Here is a 19,843-nt window from a genome sequence, read left to right on the forward strand (position 1 = left end):
ACCACCCCAGGAGACATGACTTTGACGACGACTTCGCTCTTCCGATCCGCACTGCTGCTCGGCTGCGGGCTGATGCTGCTGGCCACGGGCCCCGCCCGCGCCGACGGCTTTCCCGCCAAGCCCGTGAACCTGATGGTTCCCTACCCGGCCGGCGGCCCTTCGGACGCCACCGCGCGCATCTTCACCGTGCCGCTGGGCAAGGCGCTGGGCCAGCAGGTGGTCGTGGAGAACCTGGGCGGCGTGAGCGGCGCCATGGCCGCGCAGAAGGTGCTGGCCGCGCCGGCCGACGGCTACTACCTCTTCCAGGGCTCGCCCAACGAGATCATCCTTGCGCCGCTGGCCAATGCGGCCGTGAAGCTCAAGGCCGAAGACTTCCGCATGGTGCACCCGGTGGCCGAGGCGGTGATGGTCTTCGTCGCCCGCAAGGACCTGCCGGCCAACAGCGTCGACGAACTCATTGCGCTGGCGCGCAAGTCGCCCGACAAGCCGCTGTCGTACGGTAGCGTGGGCATCGGCTCGCTCTACCACCTGATCCTCGAGAAGGTGCAGCTGGACACCGGCGTGAAGCTCATGCACGCGCCCTACAAGGGCAATGCGCCGCTGCTGCAGGACATCGGCGGCGGCCAGGTCGACTTTGCCGTGCTGGTCTACAGCGCCGCCATGGGCGCGCTGGCCGACCAGGGCCGGCTGAAGATCCTCGGCCAGCTCGGCGGGCAGCGCTCCGAGTTGCTGAAGAACGTGCCCACCGCCAGCGAAGGCAAGGAGCTGAAGAACGTCAACTACAAGACCTGGAGCGGCTTCTTCGTGCGCAAGAACACACCTGAAGACGTGGTGCAGAAGCTGCACCAGGCCGTCGGCGCGGCGCTGAAGGAAACGAGCGTGCGCGAGCAGCTCGCGGCCCAGACACAGCTGGCCTCGCCGCAGACGACGCTGGCCGAATCGGCGAAGTTCTACGAAGCCGAGACCGCGCGCTACCGCGACATCGCCAAGTCCATCCGACTGGAACCCCAATGAGCACCACCGCCCTCCTGAACGACCTGCACGCCAGCGCCGACACATTCATCGGCATCCGCCGCGACATCCACCAGCACCCCGAACTCGGCTTCGACGAGCACCGCACCTCGGCGCTGGTGGCCGACAAGCTCCAGGCCTGGGGCTACACCGTGGAGCGCCATGTGGGCGGCACCGGCGTGGTGGGCCGGCTGGTGCGCGGCAACGGCACGCGCCGCCTCGGCCTGCGCGCCGACATGGACGCCCTGCCCATCGACGAGGCCACGGGCCTGGCCTACGCCAGCGAACACACGGGCGTGATGCACGCCTGCGGCCACGACGGCCACACGGCGATGCTGCTGGCGGCGGCGCAGCACCTGGCCGAACGCGGGCGCTTCGACGGCACGCTGAACCTGATCTTCCAGCCCGCGGAGGAAGGCGGCGGCGGCGCGGTGCGCATGATCGACGACGGCCTGTTCGAGCGCTACCCCTGCGACGCCATCTTCGCGATGCACAACATGCCCGGCATGGCGCAGGGCCGGCTGGCGATGCGCGAAGGCCCGGCCATGGCTTCGTCCGACTACGCCACCATCACCCTCACCGGCGTGGGCGGCCACGGCGCCATGCCGCACCGCGCGGCCGACCCCATCGTGGCCGCGGCCAGCATCGTGATGGCGCTGCAGAGCGTGGTCTCGCGCAACATCGATCCGCTGCAGATGGCGGTGGTCACGGTGGGCGCCATCCATGCGGGCAAGGCCAACAACGTGATCCCACAAGGCGCCGTGCTCGAGCTGAGCGTGCGCGCCCTCGACCGCGACGTGCGCAAGAAGATCGAAACCCGCATCAAGGCGCTGGTGGCCGCGCAGGCCGAGAGCTTCGGCGTGCAGGCGCAGATCGACTGGCGGCCCGGCTACGCGGTGCTGGTCAACACACCTGAAGAAACCGCCTTCGCGCGCACCGTGGCCGAAGAACTCGTGGGCCCGGCGCAGGTCACGTGGCAGACGCCGCCGCTGCCGGGCAGCGAAGACTTCGCCTTCATGCTGGAGCGCGTGCCCGGCTGCTACCTGCTCATCGGCAATGGCGACGGCGACGCGCATGGCGCCTGCATGGTCCATAACCCGGGCTACGACTTCAACGACAGCAACGTTGCCGTGGGCGGCGCCTACTGGGTGCTGCTGACCGAGCGCTTTTTGCGCGCCGCGAACTGAACGTTCAAGAAGACTGCCGCGCGAGCCATTCGCGCGGCGACACGCCCACCTTCTGCGCAAACAGGCGCGACAGCGCCGAGGCGTTCGCGTAGCCGAGGCTGTCGGCAATCGTCTTGACCGACGCGCCCGTGCGCAGCTCGGCCTGCGCGATGGTCAGGCGCCACTGCGCCAGGTAGTCGGCGGGCGTCGCGCCCACCACCGACTTGAAGCGCGCCGCGAACGCACTGCGCGACATGCCGGCCTCGGTGGCCATCTGTTCGAGCGGCCACGGCTCGCCCGGGCGCTCGTGCAGCGCGACCAGCACGCGCGCCAGCTGCGGATCGCCCAGGCCCGTCAGCAGGCCGGCGGGCACGCCGCTCTCCTGCGGATGGTCGAGCAGCCAGCGCAGCAGCTGGATCAGCACCACCTCGAACAGCCGGTCGGCCAGCAGCCGGTGCCCGCACAGCACGCGCCCGGTTTCCGCGAACAGCAATGCCAGCGAAGCTTCGAGACCGTCGACCGCATGCAGCGGCAGCCGCACCAGCGGCGGCAAGGCGCGCACCAGCGGGTGCGCCTCGCCGCCGTCGAAGTCGACCGTGGCGCAGACGAAATCCGAGCCTTCGGTGGGCGCGTTGTGGAAGTCGTGCGCCAGCGGGCGCGGATAGAACAGCAGGCTGGGCTCCTTCACGACCAGCTTGCGCGGCACGCCGGCCGAACGCACCGACGGCGCCGAATGCGTGACCACCATCTCGCCGCGCCGCATCACATGCAGGAAGCTGCGCCCCTCTTTCGCCGCGAAGTGCGTCACGCCGCACAGCGGCCCCGTGTGGAACAGGTGGGCGCGGACACGGAAACGCTCGAGCAGGGACGAGAGCCTGTCGATGTGCGGCGGTGGCGGTGCGCTCGGCATTGGACGAAAAGGTATGTTGAATGGATGAAAGCGTTCAAATCATACGGATTCCGGGAAGACACTGCCTCCATCGTCATCACCGAAAGGAAGTCTTCATGCCCCGCGTCAACCTCGTCACTGACACCGCCGCCACCGGCGACGCCCAGGTCTTGCTCTCTCAAATCCACGGAGCCTTCGGCGCCACGCCCAACATGTTCCGCGCCGTCGCCAACTCGCCCGCGGCGCTGCGCAGCCTGTGGGGATCGTTCGGCGCGCTCGGCGGCGGCGTCATTCCGGCGCAGCTCGGCGAGCAGATCGCCGTGGCCGTGGCCGACCGCAACGCCTGCCACTACTGCCTCGCGGCGCACACCGCGCTGGGCCGCAAGGCGGGCGTGTCGGCCGCCGACATGGCGGCCGCGCAGGCCGGCGAATCGGCCGACCCGCGCACCGCGGCGGCGCTGCGCTTTGCGCTCAAGCTCGTCGATGCACGCGGCCAGGTGAACGACGCCGACGTGCAGGCCCTGCGTGCCGTGGGCTTCGACGACCGGCACATCGTCGAGATCCTGGCCCACGTCGCACTGAACCTGTTCACCAACTACGTGAACGTGGCGTTCCAGGTGCCGGTGGATTTCCCGCAGGTGAAGCTGCGCACCGAGGCGGCCTGACATGGCCTGGCCGCACCCCGAGGCACCCGAGCTGCAGGTCGCGCAGTGGCTCAACACCGATGCGCCCGTCACGCTCGCGTCGCTGCGGGGCCGGATCGTGGTGCTGCACGCGTTCCAGATGTTGTGCCCGGCCTGCGTGTCGCACGGGCTGCCGCAGGCGAAGAAGACGCAGAAACTGTTCGCCGCGAAAGACGTGGCGGTGATCGGCCTGCACTCGGTGTTCGAGCACCACGACGTCATGACGCCGGCCGCGCTCGACGCCTTCGTGCGCGAGTACCGCCTGGGCTTTCCCATCGGCATCGACCAGCCCTCGCCCACCGGCGGCATCCCCGCCACGATGCGCGACTACCAGTGGCAAGGCACGCCGAGCACGGTGCTGATCGACCGGCAGGGCCGCCTGCGGCTGAGCCACTTCGGGCTGCTCGACGACATGGCGCTGGGCGCCGCCATCGGGCAGCTTGCGGCCGAAGAGGCGCCCGCGCATCTCATCGCGCAGCCTGCGTACGAGGCGTCGCCAGACGGCCCCTGCGACGACACCGCCTGCCGCGCCTGAAAGAAGAAAGGACACTCGCCGCATGCCATGCATCGCCCTGCAACACCTCGCCTTCGAAGACCTCGGGCGCTTCACGAACCTGCTCACCCAGGCCGGCCACGCCATCGATTACCGGCAGGCGGGCCCGTCCGCGCTCAGCGCCGACGAGTGGCGCCACGCCGACCTCGTCGTGGTGCTCGGCGGCCCCATCGGGGCGTACGACACGGCGACCTACCCCTGGCTCGCCGAGGAGATCGCCGGCCTGCGCGAACGGTTGGCGCTGCAGCGACCGACGCTGGGCCTGTGCCTGGGTGCGCAGCTCATGGCCCGTGCGCTCGGCGCGCGCGTGTACCCGTCGGGGCACACGGAGATCGGTTGGGCACCGGTCGACCTGAGCGCGGCGGGCCGGGCCTCGTGCCTCGCGGCGCTGGACGGCGAACCCGTGCTGCACTGGCACGGCGACACCTTCGACCTGCCGCCCGGCGCCGAACTGCTGGCGAGCACCGCACGCACGCCGCACCAGGCCTTCCGCCACGGCCGCCATGCGCTGGCGCTGCAGTTCCACCCCGAGGCCGATCCCGCACGCATCGAGCCCTGGCTCATCGGGCACCACCACGAACTGGCCACGGCCGGCATCGACATCCCCGCGCTGCGCGCCCGCAGCGCCGAGCTGGCCGAGGTGCGCTCCGATGCCGCGACGCGCATGCTGACCGCATGGCTGGCTCAGCTCGCATGACGCAGCCCGCCCTGCCCATCGACGCATTGCTGGTCGGCCCCGTGGCCCTGCTGCCCGACGGCCGCACGCGCAGCGGCATCCGCAAGGTGCCCACTGCCGATGCGCTGTGGCTGTCGCCCACCGGCCTGCAGGGCGACGCGCAGGCCGACCTGCGCATCCACGGCGGTGTCGAGAAGGCCGTGCACCACTACCCGCGCGAGCACTACGCTAGCTGGGCGGCGGGCGGCTGCCACACCGACCTGCTGGCGCACGCGGGCGCCTTCGGCGAGAACATCTCGACCACGGGCTGGGACGAATCGACCGTGTGCATCGGCGACGTGGTCCAGCTTGGCGACGCGCGGGTGCAGGTGTCGCAGGGCCGGCAGCCGTGCTGGAAGCTCGACGCCCACTTCGGCAGGCCCGGCATGGCGCGCGAGATGCAGGCGCGCGGCTGCACGGGCTGGTACTACCGCGTGCTCGAACCCGGCTGGGTGCGGGCCGGCGCGATGGTCACGCGCGTGGAACGCCCGCACCCGGACTGGCCGCTGTCGCGCCTCATCGCGTTGCTGTTCTCGCGCGAGGCGCGCTTCGCGCCCGAATGGGAACAGGCCGCCGCCCTGCCCGCCTTGGCCGAGCGCTGGCGCGCCACGTTTCGCAAGCGCGTGGATGCGGGGCGCGTCGAAGACTGGGAGCCGCGCCTGCGCGCACCCGCGTCCGCCCCCTGAGCGCCCTTCAGTCGTCCAGCGTTTCCACGCGCAATGCGATCACCGGCCCGGCCACGACCGGGCTCGTCTGCAACGCGTGCAAGGCGAGATCGACCGCGCTTTGCAGCGCCGATTCGGTGATCACCAGCACCTGCGGCGCCGCATCCGCCGGCCCGTTCGCCAGCACCAGTTGCCGCACCGGCAGCCACTGCGCGGCCAGCAGGTCGGCCACGGCCGCGATGTCGGCCGCCGCCTGCACCGGCACGCGCAGGTAGTGCGCGCTGCGCACGGCCGCGCGCGGCAGCACCGGCAGTTCGCGCACCGCATGCGCATGAAAGCCCGTGTGCGGCACGCGCTGGCCGGCGTGGGTGCCGTCCAGGCGCGCCACGTCGACCAGGTCGGCGATCACGGCCGAGGCGGTCTGCTCCGAGCCGGCGCCCGCGCCGTAGTACATCGTGACGCCCGCCGCGTCGGCCTTGACCATGATCCCGTTCATCGAGCCGTTCACCTGCGCGAGCAGGTGCGTCGCCGGCACCAGCGCGGGCTGCACGCGCAGCTCCACGCCTTCTTCACGTCGGCGTGCCACGCCCAGCAGCTTGACGCGAAAGCCCAGCTGCTCGGCGCAGGCCACGTCCAGGCGCTGCAGCGCGGTGATGCCTTCGACTTGCGCATCGGCAAAGCGGACCGGCATGCCGAAGGCATTGGCGGCCAGCAGCGCGGTCTTGTGGGCGGCGTCGACGCCCTCGATGTCGAAGGCCGGATCGGCCTCGGCATAGCCCAGCGCCTGGGCCTGCGCGAGCGCGTCGCCGAAGTCCAGGCCTTCGTCGCGCATCTTGCTCAGGATGAAGTTGGTCGTGCCGTTGACGATGCCCGCCACCCATTCGATGCGGTTGGCCGTGAGGCCCTCGCGCAGCGCTTTCACGATGGGGATGCTCACCGCCACCGCGCCTTCATACATCACGGCCACGCCGTGCGCGCTGGCGGCGGCGAAGATCTCGGGGCCGTGCACGGCCAGCAGCGCCTTGTTGGCCGTGACCACGTGCTTGCCGTGGGCGATGGCCGCCAGCACCCAGTCGCGCGCCGGGCCGGTGCCGCCGGCCACCTCGACCACCACGTCGACATCGGGGGCCGTGGCCACCTGCATCGGGTCGGCCGTGAGCGCCACGCCCTCGCCCACGATGCCCTGGGCGCGCGCGAGGTTGCGCGCCGCCACCACCGTCACCTCGATGCCGCGCCCGGCGCGGGCGGCGATGAGGTCCTGGTTGCGGGCCAGCACGCGGAAGGTGCCCGCGCCCACGGTGCCGATGCCGATCATGCCGACGCGCAGGGGGCGAATGGCCGCAGGATGGCTGGGCTGGGGCAGGAAGGACGAGACGGGATCGCGGTACATGGGCTTCTCCAAACAACGAACGAACAAGACAAAAACAAAAAAACCCAGCTGCCAGCTGGGTTTCGTTCATTCGGGAGAAGAGACACCAGGTGGCTGCCGGAGCGGCCACCCTGCGCGTGCTCAGGGGGCCGCGGCGGTCATGGTGGTAATCATTCGTGCATTCACTGCGTCGCTCGTTCGCACGCAGGCGGCGAACGGCATCGTGCGGCCGACAACGGCGGCGCTGGATGCTGCAACAGGGGAAAGTGAAAGGCACGACATGAGCCGGCGAGTGTACACGCGGTGCTTGCGGCACGCCCCGATCCGGGCAAACTAGGGCATGGACAAGCATTTCCTGACCCCCCTGTTCGCCCCGGCGTCGATCGTGGCCTTCGTCGGCCAGCCCAGCGATCCGGGGGGCCAGACCGCCCTGGGCCGCACGCTGCGCGAAGCCTTCCGGGCCGACCGTTTCGACGGCACGCTGCGCTTTCTGGACGTGCGCACCCAGGGCACGCTCGAAGAGCTGGCGCAGACGCATGCCGACCTGGCGCTGATCGCGCTGGCGCCGCACGACGTGGCGGCCGCCCTCGAGATCGCGGGGCGCATCGGCTGCAAGGCCGCGGTGGTCATCTCCACCGGCATCGCCGCCGAGCAGGCCGCGCAGTGGCGCAAGATCGCGCGCCGCGAAGGCGTGCACCTGCTGGGCCCGAATTCGCTGGGCTTCCAGCGCCCGCCGCTGCACCTGAACGCCAGCGTGGCCGGCCCGCTCGCGCGCACCGGGCCGCTGGCGCTGGTGTCGCAGTCGGGCGCGCTCACGGCGTCGATGCTCGACTGGGCACGGCAGAACGGCGTGGGCTTTTCGAGCGTGGTGTCGCTCGGGCCGCACACCTCGGTCGACATTCCGCAGGTGCTCGACTTCCTGGCCAACGATTCGAGCACGCACAGCATCATCGTGTACCTCGAAGGCATTGCCGACGCGCGCCGCTTCATGAGCGCGCTGCGCTCGGCCTCGCACGCCAAGCCGGTGGTGGTGCTCAAGGCGGGCCGCAAGCCGGCCGGCAACGAGGCCGCGCAGACGCACAGCGCGGCCATCGTGGGCAGCGACGATGTGTTCGACGCCGCCCTGCGCCGCGCGGGTGCGGTGCGGGTGCGCTCCTTCGTCGAGCTGTTCTCGGCCGCCAAGTGCCTGGCCTCGCGCTACCGGCCGGTGGGCAAGCGGCTGGCCGTGGTCACCAATGGCGGCGGCCCCGGCGTGCTCGCGGCCGACTGGATCAACGAGATCGGCCTCGACCTGGGCCGCCTCTCGGCCCCCGCGCAGCGCTCGCTGCAGCCCTCGCTGCCGGCGCTCGCGTCGCTCACCGACCTCATCGACCTGTCGGAAGACGCCACGCCCGCGCACTTTCGCGCCGCCATCGACACCGCCTCGGCCGACAGCCAGATCGACGGCGTGCTCGCCATCTTCTCGCCCAAGGCCGGCGTCGACGCGGCCGCCACGGCGCGCGCGCTGGCCGACATTCCGCGCCCCATGCCCAAGCCGCTGCTGTCGTGCTGGATGGGCGACGCGTCGGTGGGCAACGCGCGGGCCGTGCTGGCCGAGGCCACCATCCCGAGCTTTCGCACGCCCGAGGCGGCCGTGGGCGCCTTCGGCAACATCGCGGCCTTCTACCAGAACCAGCAGCTGCTGCAGCAGACGCCGCCGCCGCTGTCGGCGCTGGCCAAGCCCGACATCGACGGCGCGCGCCTGCTCATCGAAAGCGTGCTGGCCGAGCGGCGCAAGGTGCTGACCGAGATGGAGTCGAAGTCGCTGCTGTCGTGCTTCCACATCCCGATCACGCGCACCCTGCTCGCGCGCAGCGCCAACGAAGCCATGATGATCGCCACGCAGCTGGGCTTTCCGGTGGCGCTGAAGATCGACTCGCCCGACATCTCGCACAAGTCCGACGTCGAGGGCGTGGCGCTGAACGTGATGAACGGCACCAGCGCGCGCGACACCTACCTGGAGATGATGGAGCGCGTGGCGCGCCTGGCGCCCGATGCCCGCATCAACGGCGTGACCGTGCAGAAGATGGTGCGCGCGCGGCGCGGGCGCGAAATCTACGTGGGCCTGGTCACCGACCAGCCCTTTGGCCCCGTGATCGTCTTCGGCGCGGGCGGCACCATGATCGAGCTCATGAACGACCGCGCGATGGAGCTGCCGCCGCTGAACCAGTTCCTGGCGCGCCACCTCATCGAGCGCTCGCGCGTGGCCGAGACGCTGGGCGAATGGCGCGGCGCCAACGCCGTGAACATGGAGGCCATCGAAGACGTGCTGCTGCGCGTGTCCGAAATGGTGTGCGAGCTGCCCGAGCTGCGCGAGATGGACATCAACCCCATCATCGTGGACGAGCACGGCGCGGTGTCGGTCGATGCGCGCATCGTGGTCGACAGCAGCACGCAAGCCGTGGCGGGCCCGGTGGGCAACGGCTACCAGCACCTGGCCATCATGCCGTACCCGGCGCGCTACCGGCGCGAATGGCCGCTGCCCGGTGGCGGCGCGTACGTCGTGCGGCCGGTGCATCCGAACGACGCGCAGATGCTGCAGGCGCTGGTGCAGGGCCTGTCGCCCGAGAGCCGCTGGTTCCGCTTCGTCTCGCGCTTCCACGAGCTGCCGCCGTCGATGCTGTCGCGCTTCACGCTCATCGACTACGACCGCGAGATGGCACTGGTCGCCACCATCATGGAACGCAGCACCGCGCCCGACGGCAGCATCCTCGAGAGCGAGCGCATCGTGGGCGTGTCGCGCTACATCACCAACCCCGACCAGACCAGCTGCGAGTTCTCGCTCGTGGTGGCCGACGAGTTCAGCGGCAAGGGCATCGGCTCGCGCCTCATGGAAAGCATCATCGACGTGGCGCGCGACCGCGGCCTCTCGGAAATGGACGGGCTGGTGCTGGCCGGCAACCCCGACATGCTCAAGCTGGTGCGGCGGCTGGGCTTCTCGGTGAAGTCCTTCCCCGAGGACCCGGACTTCAAGCTGGTGACTTACCCGCTGTAGCCCGACGGCGGCGGCTGCAACTCGACGAGAATCGGCCGCCCTCCACCCGCGCGTTTCTTCATGTTCCGAATCCTTTTGCGTTCCCTCGGCCGCCTGCTGGTGAGCCTCGCCGTGCTGCTGTCGGCCGCCTGGGCCTGCGCGGCCCTCTGGTACCAGCTGCCCGCGACGCTGCCGGTCAAGGTCGGCGCGATGGTGCTGTGGGGCCTCTTCGGCCTGGCGGCGATCGTGCTGCTGTGGCGCGGCAAGGCCGGCCGCTCGCTGCTGGCCTACGCCATCGGCTTCGTCGTGCTGCTCGAGTGGTGGGGCACCATCGCGCCCTCCCAGCATCGCGAATGGGCCGACGACGTGGCCCGCTACCTGACGCCGCGCGTCGAGGGCAACGTGGTCACGATGGAGAACGTGCGCAACTTCGACTGGCGCAGCGACACCGACTACACCGTGCGCTGGGACACGCGCCGCTACGACCTGGACCGCCTGCGCTCGGTCGACGTGTCGCTGTCGTACTGGACCGGCCCGGCCATCGCCCACACGCTGGTGTCCTTCGGTTTCGATGACGGCCAGTTCGTCACCTTTTCCATCGAGATCCGCAAGGAGCGCGGCGAGAGCTTCTCGTCCGTGGGCGGTTTCTTCAAGCAGTTCGAGAACAGCCTCGTGGCGGCCGACGAGCACGACATCCTGCGCGTGCGCACCAACGTGCGCGGCGAAGACGTCTACATGTACCGCGTGCACCTGCCGCAGGCCGAGATGCGCTCGCTGTTCCTGGGCTACGTGGGCGAGGCCAATGCGCTGGCGCGCGCGCCGAGCTTCTACAACACGCTCACCGCCAACTGCACGACCATCGTCTACAGCCTCGCCAGGCACGTCGTGCCCGGCCTGCCGATGGACTACCGCCTGCTGGCCTCGGGCTACCTGCCCGAATACCTGCACGACGTGGGCGGCCTGACGCCCGGCCTGAGCATGGACGCGCTGCGCGCCGGCGGCCGCATCACCGACCGGGCCATCGCCACCGACCAGCAGCCCGGCGTGAACTTCTCGCAGGCGATCCGAAACGGCCTGCCGGGCGTGGCGCCATGAGGCGCATCGGCTTCCTCCCCGCCCTGCTGCTGGCGCTGTCGCTGCTCACGGGCTGCGCGGGCGTCACCGTCGGCACCATCTCGCCGGCCGACTACCTGGCGCAGCGGCGCGGCGACGTGCTCACCACCGGCCAGCTCAGCAGTTCCGCACAAGAGGTGCTGCGCGTCATCGGCTCCGACGCCGACCAGTGCCGCAAGGACGGCCGCGCCTGCCGCCAGAACCTCACCACCTCCGCCGGCCTGAGCGACGAGCAACGCATGTCGGCGCTGTCCGAGGTGTGGCTGCAGCTCGCGCTGGCGGGCGGCGCCGGCGGCTCGGCCGCGCAGCCCATGGCGCCCGAGGCCATCGAGGCCTGGCTCGAAACCGCGCGCCACGCCTACGCCTACCTGTTCCACACGGCGCGCAAACCGCGCGACCGCGCCTTCGAAGACCGCCAGACGCAGGTGCGCGACTACTACAACTACGCGGTGCAGCGCGCCATCACCGGCCTGTTCAGCCGCTACCGCAAGAGCGACATGTCGGTGGCCGCCATTCCGCAGGTGAGCGGCTGGCGCATCGACGCCGACCTGTCGGCGCTGCAGCTCGCACCCGACGCGCCCCCGCCGAAAGAGCTGATTCCCGCCGCCTCGCTGACCTTCTCGGGCCTGCGCAACATCTACCGCCGCGACGGCTTCGGCGCCGAGCTGGTCGCCGCGGGCGACGACCGCCCGACCGCGGCGCAGGCCGACGAAGACGCCCCGCCCTTCAGCGAGACGCCCTTCCCCGCCCTCACCGCGCTGCTGCAGTTCGACGGCGCCACCCTGCAGGACGTGCTGGCCACGCGCACGCTGCGCATCGCCGTGTTCGACCCCTACCGCACCAGCACGATCCGGCTGGCCGGCGAGGAGATTCCGCTGGCCGCCAACTTCACCTCGGGCTACGGCCTGTGGCTGGCCCGCTCCGACTTCGCGCTGCAGGCGCTGCGCAGCCTGTTCGGCGGCGCCGAGGGCCTGACCCGGCCGCACATCTACCTGATGCAGCCCTACGACCCGAAGCGCCGCACCATCGTCATGCTGCACGGCCTGGCCAGCAGCCCCGAGGCCTGGATCAACGTCGCGAACGAGGTGCTCGGCGACGAGACGCTGCGCCGCCGCTACCAGATCTGGCAGGTGTACTACCCGACCAACGCGCCGCTGCCGCTGAACAACCTGGCCATCCGCGAAGCCATCACGCAGACGCTGGCGCACTTCGATCCGCAGGGCCGTGCCGAGGCGTCGCGCAACGTCACGCTCATCGGCCACAGCATGGGCGGCGTGCTCTCGCGCCTGCTCGTGTCCTCGTCGGGCGACGTGCTGTGGGACGCGCTGCGCGAGGGCTACCCCATGCCGGCCGCGCAGCGCCGCCGCATCGAGGAAGGGCTGGGGCCCTACCTGCGCTTCGAGCCGCTGCCCCAGGTCAGCGATGCGATCTTCATCGCGTCGCCGCACCGCGGCACCTCGTTCGCCAACAAGCGCATCTCGCGCTGGGTGGCCAACCTCATCACGCTGCCGGTGGCGATGCTGGGCCAGCTCAACGACATCTCGCGCGAGCTGATGCGCGTGGCGCCCAGTTCGCAGGACATGGGCCCGCTGCGCATTCCCAACAGCATCGACAACCTCAGCGACCGCGATGCCTTCGTGCGCCTGTCGTCCGGGTTGCCGCTGAGCCCGAAGGTGCGCTACCACTCGATCATCGGCAACGACACCCCGGGCCTGCCGCTGGCCGAGTCGAGCGACGGCATCGTTCCCTACACCAGCGCGCACCTCGACGGCGCGGTGTCGGAGCTGGTGATTCCGTCGGCGCACAGCGTGCAGGAGCACCCGCTGGCGATCCTGGAGATCCGGCGCATCCTGCGGGAGCAGCTGCAGCGCGTGCCCTGAGGGCACTTCATGCCGTGGTGAGCACGGCCGCGGCCGGTGCGTGCCGCATGTCCGGCACCGCCGCCATCAACGCCTTCGTGTAGGCGTGCTTCGGCGCATCGAGCACCTCGGCCGCACTGCCCTGCTCCACCAGCCGCCCGCGCTGCATCACGCCCACGTCGTCGCACATGTGGCGGATCACCGCGAGGTTGTGGCTGATCAGCAGGTAGGTCAGGCCGAACTCGTCCTGCAGGTCGCGCATGAGGTTCAGCACCTGGGCCTGCACCGAGACGTCGAGCGACGAGGTCGGTTCGTCGCAGACGATGAACTCGGGCTGGCTCGCCAAGGCCCGCGCGATGGCGATGCGCTGGCGCTGGCCGCCCGAGAACTGGTGCGGGTAGCGCCGTCCGTCGTCGGGCGACATGCGCACGCGGCGCAGCGCCTGGGCCACGCGCTCGGCGGTTTCGTCGGCACTGGCGGCCAGACCCAGCACCTCGACCGGCTCGGCGATGAGCCGGTCCACGCGCCAGCGCGGGTTGAGGCTGGCGTGCGGGTCCTGGAAGATCATCTGGAAGCGCCGCCGCAACGCGGCCGTCTGCGCGGCGTCGCCCCAGCGGTCGATGCCGTCGAAATGCACGCTGCCGGCCGTGGGCCGCGTGAGGCCGGCGATCATGCGCGCCACGGTCGACTTGCCCGAGCCCGATTCGCCGACCAGCCCGAAGGTGCGGCCGCGCGCGATGTCGAAGCTCACGCCGTCGACCGCGTGCAGCACCTTCTTCGGCTGGCGCGCGAGCGTGCGCACGAGCCAGCCGGCCGAGAGATCGAATTCGCGCGACAGGCCCTGCACGCGGATCAGCGGCGGGCTGTCGGCCAATGCTGGCGCCGCCACGGTCTCGGCCTGCGCGGGCGGCAGCGCGGCGGCCACGGCGATGTCCGCGCCGATCTCCGGCACCGGCAGCCGATGCAGCCTGTCGTGCACCGAGGGAATCGCGGCCATCAGTGCGCGCGTGTACGGCTCGCGCGGGCGGTCGAGCACCTGGCGCACCGGGCCGGTCTCGAGCACGCGGCCCTGGTACATCACCATCACGCGGTCGGCCGCCTCGGCGATCACGCCCATGTCGTGCGTGATGAGCATCGCGGCCGTGCCGCGCTCGCGGCAGACGCGCCGGAACACGCGGATCACCTGCGCCTGCACCGACACGTCGAGCGCGGTGGTGGGCTCGTCGGCAATCAGCAGCTGCGGCTCGGCGCACAGCGCGAGCGCAATCGCCACGCGCTGGCGCATGCCGCCCGAGAACTGGTGCGGGTACTGGTCGATGCGGCTTTCGGGGTCGGGAATCTCCACGTCGGCCAGCAGCGCCAGCGCGCGCCGGCGCGCCTCCTGCTCGCTCACGGGCAGGTGCGTGCGGATGGTCTCGATGAGGTGCCGGCCGATCGGGTAGACCGGGTTCAGGCTGGTCAGCGGGTCCTGGAACACGCTGCCGATGCGGCGCCCGCGCACGCGGCGCATGTCTTCGCCGCGCAGCGTGTCGATGCGCTCGCCGTGCAGCTCGACCGTGCCGCCCGCGATGCGCCCCGGCGGCGGCACCAGCCCGATGACGGCCGCGCTGACCATCGACTTGCCCGCGCCCGACTCGCCGACCACGCCCAGGATTTCGCCCGGCGCGATATCGAACGAAACACCATCGAGCACCTGCACCGTGCCCCGGTGCGTGTCGAAGGCCACGTCCAGCCCGCGCACGCGCAGCACGGGTGTTTCGCCACGAGGCGATGGCGAGGGGTCGCGCGCGCTCATTGCAGCCTCGGGTTCAAGGCGTCGCGCAGCCAGTCGCCCGCCAGGTTGACCGAGAGCGCCAGCGCCAGCAGCACCAGCGCGGGAAACAGCAGGATCCACCACTCGCCCGAGAACAGGAAACCCTGCCCGATGCGGATCAGCGTGCCCAGCGACGGCTGCGTGGGCGGCAGCCCCACGCCCAGGTACGACAGCGTCGACTCCGCCACGATGGCCAGCGCGAAGCTGATGGTGGCAATCACCAGCACCGGCGCCAGCAGGTTCGGCAGGATGTGCCGCACCAATATGCCGGTGCGCGAGCGGCCGATGATCTGCGCGGCGGCCACGTAGTCCTTGTGCTTCTCGAGCATCACCGCGCCGCGCACCGTGCGCGCGTACTGCACCCATTCCGACAGCCCGATGGCCGCCACGATCACGTACACCGCCATGTCGTCACGGTAGCCCTCGGGCAGCAGGCCGCGCGCAATGCCGAAGATCAGGAGCGCGACCAGCAGCACCGGAAAGGTCAGCTGCACATCGGCCACGCGCATCACCAGCGTGTCGAACCAGCCGCCCGCATAGCCGGCCGCCAGCCCGAGCGGCACGCCGATGACCAGCGACAGCCCCACCGCGCTAACGCCCACCAGCAGCGACATGCGCAGCCCGTAGAGGATGGCCGAGAACACGTCGCGCCCCTGGTCGTCGGCGCCCAGCGGATAGAAGGCGCCCGAGGCGCCCTGCTGCCCCGGCGGCGTGAAGGCGTCGATCAGGTCGAGCACGGCCGGGTCGAAGGGGTCTTGCCGTGCGATCCACGGTGCGAACAGCGAGGCCAACGCGACCAGCAGCAGCACGAAGGCCGCCAGTTGCACGGTGCGCGAGCGTGCGAAGGCGCGCAGCACGGGCGACTCGGCGTTGCGCCAGCGGCGCGGTGCGGGGGCGCCGGTCGGAGAAGGAAGCGTCATTCGAAAAAACAAGAAAGGAGTCAGGCGCGTCGCAGGCGCGGATCGACCAGCACGTACAGCAGGTCGACGATGAAATTGATCGCCACGTACAGCAGCGCGATCAGCAGCAGGTAGGCCGCCACCACCGGCACGTCCACCCCCTGGATCGAGGTGATGAACAGCAGGCCCACGCCCGGCCACTGGAACACCGTCTCGGTGACGATGGCGAAGGCCACCAGCGAACCGATCTGCAGCCCGGTGATCGTGATGACCGGGATCAGCGTGTTGCGCAGCGCATGGCCGTAGTTCAGGTCGCGTTCGCGCAGCCCGCGCGCGCGGCCGAAGCGGATGTAATCGGCGCGCAGCACCTCCAGCATCTCGGCGCGCACCAGCCGCATGATCAGCGTCAGCTTGTACAGGCCCAGCGTCAGCGCGGGCATCAGCAACGAGGCCCAGCCCGAGGCCGTGAGCAGCCCCGTGCTCCAGCTGCCCAGCTGCACTGTGTCGCCGCGCCCGAACGACGGCAACCAGCGCAGCTCGACCGCGAACAGGTAGATGAGCCCGATGCCGATCAGGAAGGTCGGCAGCGACACGCCGACCAGCGACACCGCCATGACCGCGCGGCTGGCCACACTGTCGCGCCGGATCGCGGTGTACACGCCCAGCGCCACGCCGCCCGCCACCGCCAGCACGGCCGCCACCAGCGCCAGCTCCAACGTGGCCGGCAGCCGCTCGGCGATGAGTTCGACCACCGGCCGCTTGAGCCGGTACGACACGCCCAGGTCGCCCTGCAGCGCATGGCCGACGTAGCGCAGGTACTGCACCGGCACCGGGCGGTCGAAGCCCAGCTCGGCCGTCAGCGCGGCGCGTTCTTCGATCGTGGCGTCTTCGCCGAGCAGGCTGATGGTCGGGTCGCCGATGTGGCGGAACACCAGGAAGGACACGAACGACACCGCCAGCAGCACCAGCACAGACTGGCCGAGCCGGCGCAAGAGATGAACCCACATGGTGTGCGTGCGTGTGTGTGCTTAGGGCTTCGCCACCTTCACGTTCTTGAAGAACACGCTGCCGTCGGGGCTGACGGGAATGTCGAGCTTCGGGGTCGAGGCGAAGTTGAGCACCTGGTCGTGCAGCGCGATGTAGATGCGCTCCTTCTGCACCGTCTGCCAGATGGCTTTGATGGTGGCGTCGCGTTTCGCCTTGTCGCTCTCGGCGGCCAGCGACGCGATCTGCGCGTCGACCTCGGCGTTGCTGTAGCCGGTGGCGTTGGTCGGACCGCGGCCGTCCTTGCCGCGCGTGTGCACCAGGTAGTCGAAGATGTAGGCCGAGTCGTAGGTCGGCACGCCCCAGCCGAACAGGTAGAAGTCGGTGTCGGCCGAGTTGATGGCCGTGCTGTGCAGCGCGATCGGGCGCGCCGCCACCGTGGTCTTGATGCCGATGCGCCCGAGGAAGCCCGACACCGCCGTGCTGATGGCCTCGTCGTTCACGTAGCGGTCGTTCGGCGTGTGCAGCGTGATCGCAAAGCCGTTCGGGTAGCCGGCCTCGGCCAGCAGCTTCTTCGCCTGCGCCGCGTTGGCCTTCGGGTAGGCCGCGAAGCCCTTCTCGTAGCCGTGCACGAACGGCGGCGCGATGATGCCCGAGGGGTTCGACAGGCCGCGCATCACCGCCGTCTTGATCGCGTCGCGGTCGATGGCCAGGCCGATGGCCTCGCGCACCTTCGGGTCGGCCAGCGGGTTCCTGCCCTTCACGTCGGCGTACTTGAGTTCCTTCGCGCCCACGTTCAGGCCCAGGAAGATCGAACGGTTCTCGGGCCCTTCGGTCACGCGCAGGCGCTTGTCGGCCTTCAGGCGGCCCACGTCCTGCGCCGGCAGGTCTTGAACAAAATCGACCTCGCCCGACAGCAGCGCGGCCACGCGCGTCGCGGGCGACTTGATCGGCACGTAGACCAGCTCGGTCACGTCCAGCGGAAACTGGCCGCGCCCCCAGTACTGCGGAAACTGCTTGAGCACCGTGCGCGCATCGACCTCGCGCGAGGCCAGCACGTAGGGGCCGGTGCCGTTCTCGTTGCGGGTGGCGAAGTTCTCGGTCTTGCTGGCCACGTCCTGCGACTGCTCGGCCTTGTTCGCCTTGGCCCAGGCCTCGTTGAGGATGAAGAGGTTCGTGAGGTTGTTCGGGAAGATCAGGTTCGGGCCCTTGGTCCTGACCTGCACCGTGAGTGGGTCGACCTTCTTCACCTCGGCCACCGACGACAGCAGCGACTTGAGCGCCGAGCTCGGCGCCTGTGCGCGCTGCAGCGAGAACACCACGTCGTCGGCCGTGAGCAGCGCGCCGTCATGGAACTTGACGCCGGGGCGCAGCTTGAACTCCCACACCGTCGGGTCGGCCGTGAGCCTCCACGAGGTGGCGAGCGCGGGCTGCAGCTTGCTGTCGGCGCCACGCAGGATCAGCGGTTCGTAGATCTGGTGCAGCAGCCCGAAGTTGGTGCCGGTGTTGACCGCATGCGGGTCGAGCGTGGCGGGGTCGGCACTGCGCGCCCAGCGCACGGTTTCGGCGGCGGCAACAGGCGCCTGCAGCAGGCCGGCGGCCAGCAGGGCCGCGGTCAGGAGTGGTCGGAGCATGGAATCCCTCGGGTGTTCTTTGGAAGAGAAGACAGGCGGACGACCGCGCGGGGCGGCGTTGTCCTGTGCCTGTGCGTGAGGGACTGTGCCCTGCCCCGCGCCGTCCCGAAAGAAGGACTCCGCATATGGAAATGCGGTGTCTGCCGCGCGACGATGAACCGGGCGCTACGCCCTCACAGCAAGACGCTTCAATCGCAGCCCGCCCCACACCGCCAGCAGCACGCTCGCGCCGAACACCCAGCCCGACAGCGCCCCAGCCATCGTGCCCGACAGCAGGTTGCCCACCGTGCAACCCAGCCCGGTCATCGCGCCCCACCCCAGCAGCACGCCGCCGCCGAGGCCACGCACCACCTGCCCCACGCTCGGCCACGCGGGCCTGAACTGCCCGCTCGCGAGCGCCGCGGCCAGCGCGCCGGCCACGAGACCGCCAACCAGCAGTGCATTGGGCGTCTGCCAGAGGCTTTCGACCACCGCCGTGACGCAGCCGCCGAAGCCGTCGAGCCCGTCCAGGCGCTGCGGCAGCAAGCCGTGCGCGTTGCCGAGGTCGCGCGCGGCGCTGCCGAGCGCGGCCGTCACGCCCAGCGGGCGCAGCCGCAGCACCACGATCACGGCGATCGCACCGACCGCGAGGCCGCCCCACGCATACGGCCAGCGCCCGTGCAGCAGGCGGCGCGCGGCGTCGATGAAGCTGCGCGGTGCGGGCGACGCCGCCTCGCCCACCGGCAGCTTCCGCCAGAGCCAGGCCGCGAGCGCTGCGAGCACCGCCAGCTGCAGCGCCGCCGAACCCGCATAGCCCAGGTGATGCGGCAGCCACACCACGGGCGCGGTGGCGATGGTGGCGCTGTAGAGCCAGTTCCAGCTCGCAAAGCCGAGCAGGAATCCCGCGCCCGCACCGAGCAATGCAAACGGCGCGGTCGGCGAGCCTTCGCCCAGCCGGTACCAGTGCGCGCTGATGCACGAGCCCGACACCACCATGCCCGCGCCGAAGGCCAGCCCCGCGAGCACCAGGGCGCCGCTGACCGGCCCGATGTGCGCATCGGGCGGCAATCGCCCCGGCTGCGGCACCGGCAGCCAGCCCGTCATGACGACGTGCATGCCCACGGTGCCGACCGCCAGCGCGGCCACGATGGCCAGCAGGCCGCGTGCGTCGCCGCCTTCGAAGTAGTCGCGTGCATGGCAGTAGAAGCAGAAACGCGAACGCTGCAGCACCACGCCGAGCACCGCGCCCAGTCCGAGCGCGAAGGCCAGCGCGCGGCCGCCGCTGCGCTCGCCGAGCAGGTGCACGCTGGCGGCGACCAGCAACAACACGACGACCGCAGCGGCCAGGCCCGTGCGAGAAAGCGGCACAGGCGCCGCATGGATTGACGAAGCGGACATGCCCCGGTTCCTCTTTCTTGGGTCCAAAAAAAAGCGAGCCCGAGGGCTCGCCCAATGTCGCTCATCAGAGAGGCCGCGAGGTCCCTCCAACGCCGACTCA

At 70.6% G+C, this 19,843-nt stretch carries 16 protein-coding genes; 9 read left to right on the top strand and 7 right to left on the bottom strand.

The features are described 5' to 3' along the window. Nucleotides 1-15 precede the first annotated feature (15 nt). A complete protein-coding gene (locus AC57B8_RS25805) occupies nucleotides 16-1,014 on the top strand; it encodes a tripartite tricarboxylate transporter substrate binding protein (RefSeq protein ID WP_496481157.1) in 999 nt (332 codons plus the stop codon). Continuing rightward, nucleotides 1,011-2,198: a M20 aminoacylase family protein gene (locus AC57B8_RS25810; RefSeq protein ID WP_496481158.1), complete on the top strand. Its 1,188-nt coding sequence runs from the start codon at nucleotides 1,011-1,013 to the stop codon at nucleotides 2,196-2,198. The genes AC57B8_RS25805 and AC57B8_RS25810 overlap by 4 nt, the downstream gene beginning before the upstream one ends. A 4-nt stretch (nucleotides 2,199-2,202) precedes the next feature. Here AC57B8_RS25810 and AC57B8_RS25815 read toward each other — a convergent pair whose 3' ends face one another. After that, a complete protein-coding gene (locus AC57B8_RS25815; RefSeq protein WP_496481159.1) occupies nucleotides 2,203-3,087 on the bottom strand; it encodes an AraC family transcriptional regulator in 885 nt (294 codons plus the stop codon). Between the two features lie 95 nt (nucleotides 3,088-3,182). Between AC57B8_RS25815 and AC57B8_RS25820 the strand changes: the two genes are divergently transcribed. Genes AC57B8_RS25820 through AC57B8_RS25835 form a run of 4 tightly spaced genes read left to right on the top strand, consistent with a single transcriptional unit; the run spans nucleotide 3,183 to nucleotide 5,703 of the window. Continuing rightward, on the top strand, nucleotides 3,183-3,731 hold the full coding sequence (locus tag AC57B8_RS25820) for a carboxymuconolactone decarboxylase family protein (RefSeq protein WP_307583653.1): 549 nt from the start codon (nucleotides 3,183-3,185) through the stop codon (nucleotides 3,729-3,731). A 1-nt stretch (nucleotide 3,732) separates the two neighbouring features. Continuing rightward, nucleotides 3,733-4,284: a peroxiredoxin family protein gene (locus AC57B8_RS25825; protein WP_496481160.1), complete on the top strand. Its 552-nt coding sequence runs from the start codon at nucleotides 3,733-3,735 to the stop codon at nucleotides 4,282-4,284. 22 nt (nucleotides 4,285-4,306) lie between these two features. Then, nucleotides 4,307-4,999: a glutamine amidotransferase gene (locus AC57B8_RS25830; protein WP_496481161.1), complete on the top strand. Its 693-nt coding sequence runs from the start codon at nucleotides 4,307-4,309 to the stop codon at nucleotides 4,997-4,999. Then, entirely contained in the window at nucleotides 4,996-5,703 is a 708-nt protein-coding gene (locus tag AC57B8_RS25835) for an MOSC domain-containing protein (protein WP_496481162.1), read from the top strand. Before AC57B8_RS25830 ends, AC57B8_RS25835 begins: the two co-directional genes overlap by 4 nt. A gap of 7 nt (nucleotides 5,704-5,710) precedes the next feature. On the opposite strand, the gene AC57B8_RS25840 is transcribed toward AC57B8_RS25835, so the two are convergent. Beyond that, entirely contained in the window at nucleotides 5,711-7,072 is a 1,362-nt protein-coding gene (locus AC57B8_RS25840; RefSeq protein WP_496481163.1) for a homoserine dehydrogenase, read from the bottom strand. A 319-nt stretch (nucleotides 7,073-7,391) separates the two neighbouring features. Between AC57B8_RS25840 and AC57B8_RS25845 the strand changes: the two genes are divergently transcribed. From AC57B8_RS25845 to AC57B8_RS25855, 3 genes are read left to right on the top strand one after another with little or no spacing between them, the layout of a single operon-like run. Then, the gene (locus AC57B8_RS25845) at nucleotides 7,392-10,085 is read left to right on the top strand and encodes a bifunctional acetate--CoA ligase family protein/GNAT family N-acetyltransferase (protein WP_070060594.1); all 2,694 of its coding nucleotides are present in this window, start codon (nucleotides 7,392-7,394) and stop codon (nucleotides 10,083-10,085) included. A 60-nt stretch (nucleotides 10,086-10,145) separates the two neighbouring features. Continuing rightward, nucleotides 10,146-11,159: an Lnb N-terminal periplasmic domain-containing protein gene (locus AC57B8_RS25850; protein ID WP_496481164.1), complete on the top strand. Its 1,014-nt coding sequence runs from the start codon at nucleotides 10,146-10,148 to the stop codon at nucleotides 11,157-11,159. Continuing rightward, nucleotides 11,156-13,057 carry an esterase/lipase family protein gene (locus AC57B8_RS25855; protein ID WP_496481165.1) on the top strand — a complete coding sequence of 634 codons (1,902 nt, stop codon included), beginning with the start codon at nucleotides 11,156-11,158 and terminating at the stop codon, nucleotides 13,055-13,057. Before AC57B8_RS25850 ends, AC57B8_RS25855 begins: the two co-directional genes overlap by 4 nt. A gap of 7 nt (nucleotides 13,058-13,064) precedes the next feature. Here the strand turns inward: AC57B8_RS25855 and AC57B8_RS25860 are convergent, their stop codons facing one another. From AC57B8_RS25860 to AC57B8_RS25880, 5 genes are all read right to left on the bottom strand, one after another. Continuing rightward, a complete protein-coding gene (locus tag AC57B8_RS25860; RefSeq protein WP_496481166.1) occupies nucleotides 13,065-14,831 on the bottom strand; it encodes a dipeptide ABC transporter ATP-binding protein in 1,767 nt (588 codons plus the stop codon). Further along, entirely contained in the window at nucleotides 14,828-15,769 is a 942-nt protein-coding gene (locus AC57B8_RS25865; protein ID WP_354346998.1) for an ABC transporter permease, read from the bottom strand. The genes AC57B8_RS25860 and AC57B8_RS25865 overlap by 4 nt, the downstream gene beginning before the upstream one ends. Nucleotides 15,770-15,789: 20 nt before the next feature. After that, nucleotides 15,790-16,755: an ABC transporter permease gene (locus tag AC57B8_RS25870; protein ID WP_496481167.1), complete on the bottom strand. Its 966-nt coding sequence runs from the start codon at nucleotides 16,753-16,755 to the stop codon at nucleotides 15,790-15,792. A gap of 21 nt (nucleotides 16,756-16,776) precedes the next feature. Next, nucleotides 16,777-18,366, bottom strand: coding sequence for an ABC transporter substrate-binding protein (locus tag AC57B8_RS25875; protein ID WP_496481168.1), 1,590 nt, complete (start codon nucleotides 18,364-18,366; stop codon nucleotides 16,777-16,779). 165 nt (nucleotides 18,367-18,531) lie between these two features. Beyond that, nucleotides 18,532-19,743 carry a YeeE/YedE thiosulfate transporter family protein gene (locus AC57B8_RS25880; RefSeq protein WP_496481169.1) on the bottom strand — a complete coding sequence of 404 codons (1,212 nt, stop codon included), beginning with the start codon at nucleotides 19,741-19,743 and terminating at the stop codon, nucleotides 18,532-18,534. Nucleotides 19,744-19,843 lie beyond the last annotated feature (100 nt).

The sequence above is a fragment of the Variovorax sp. BGA-UO-ETr-C22 genome (assembly GCF_059567965.1).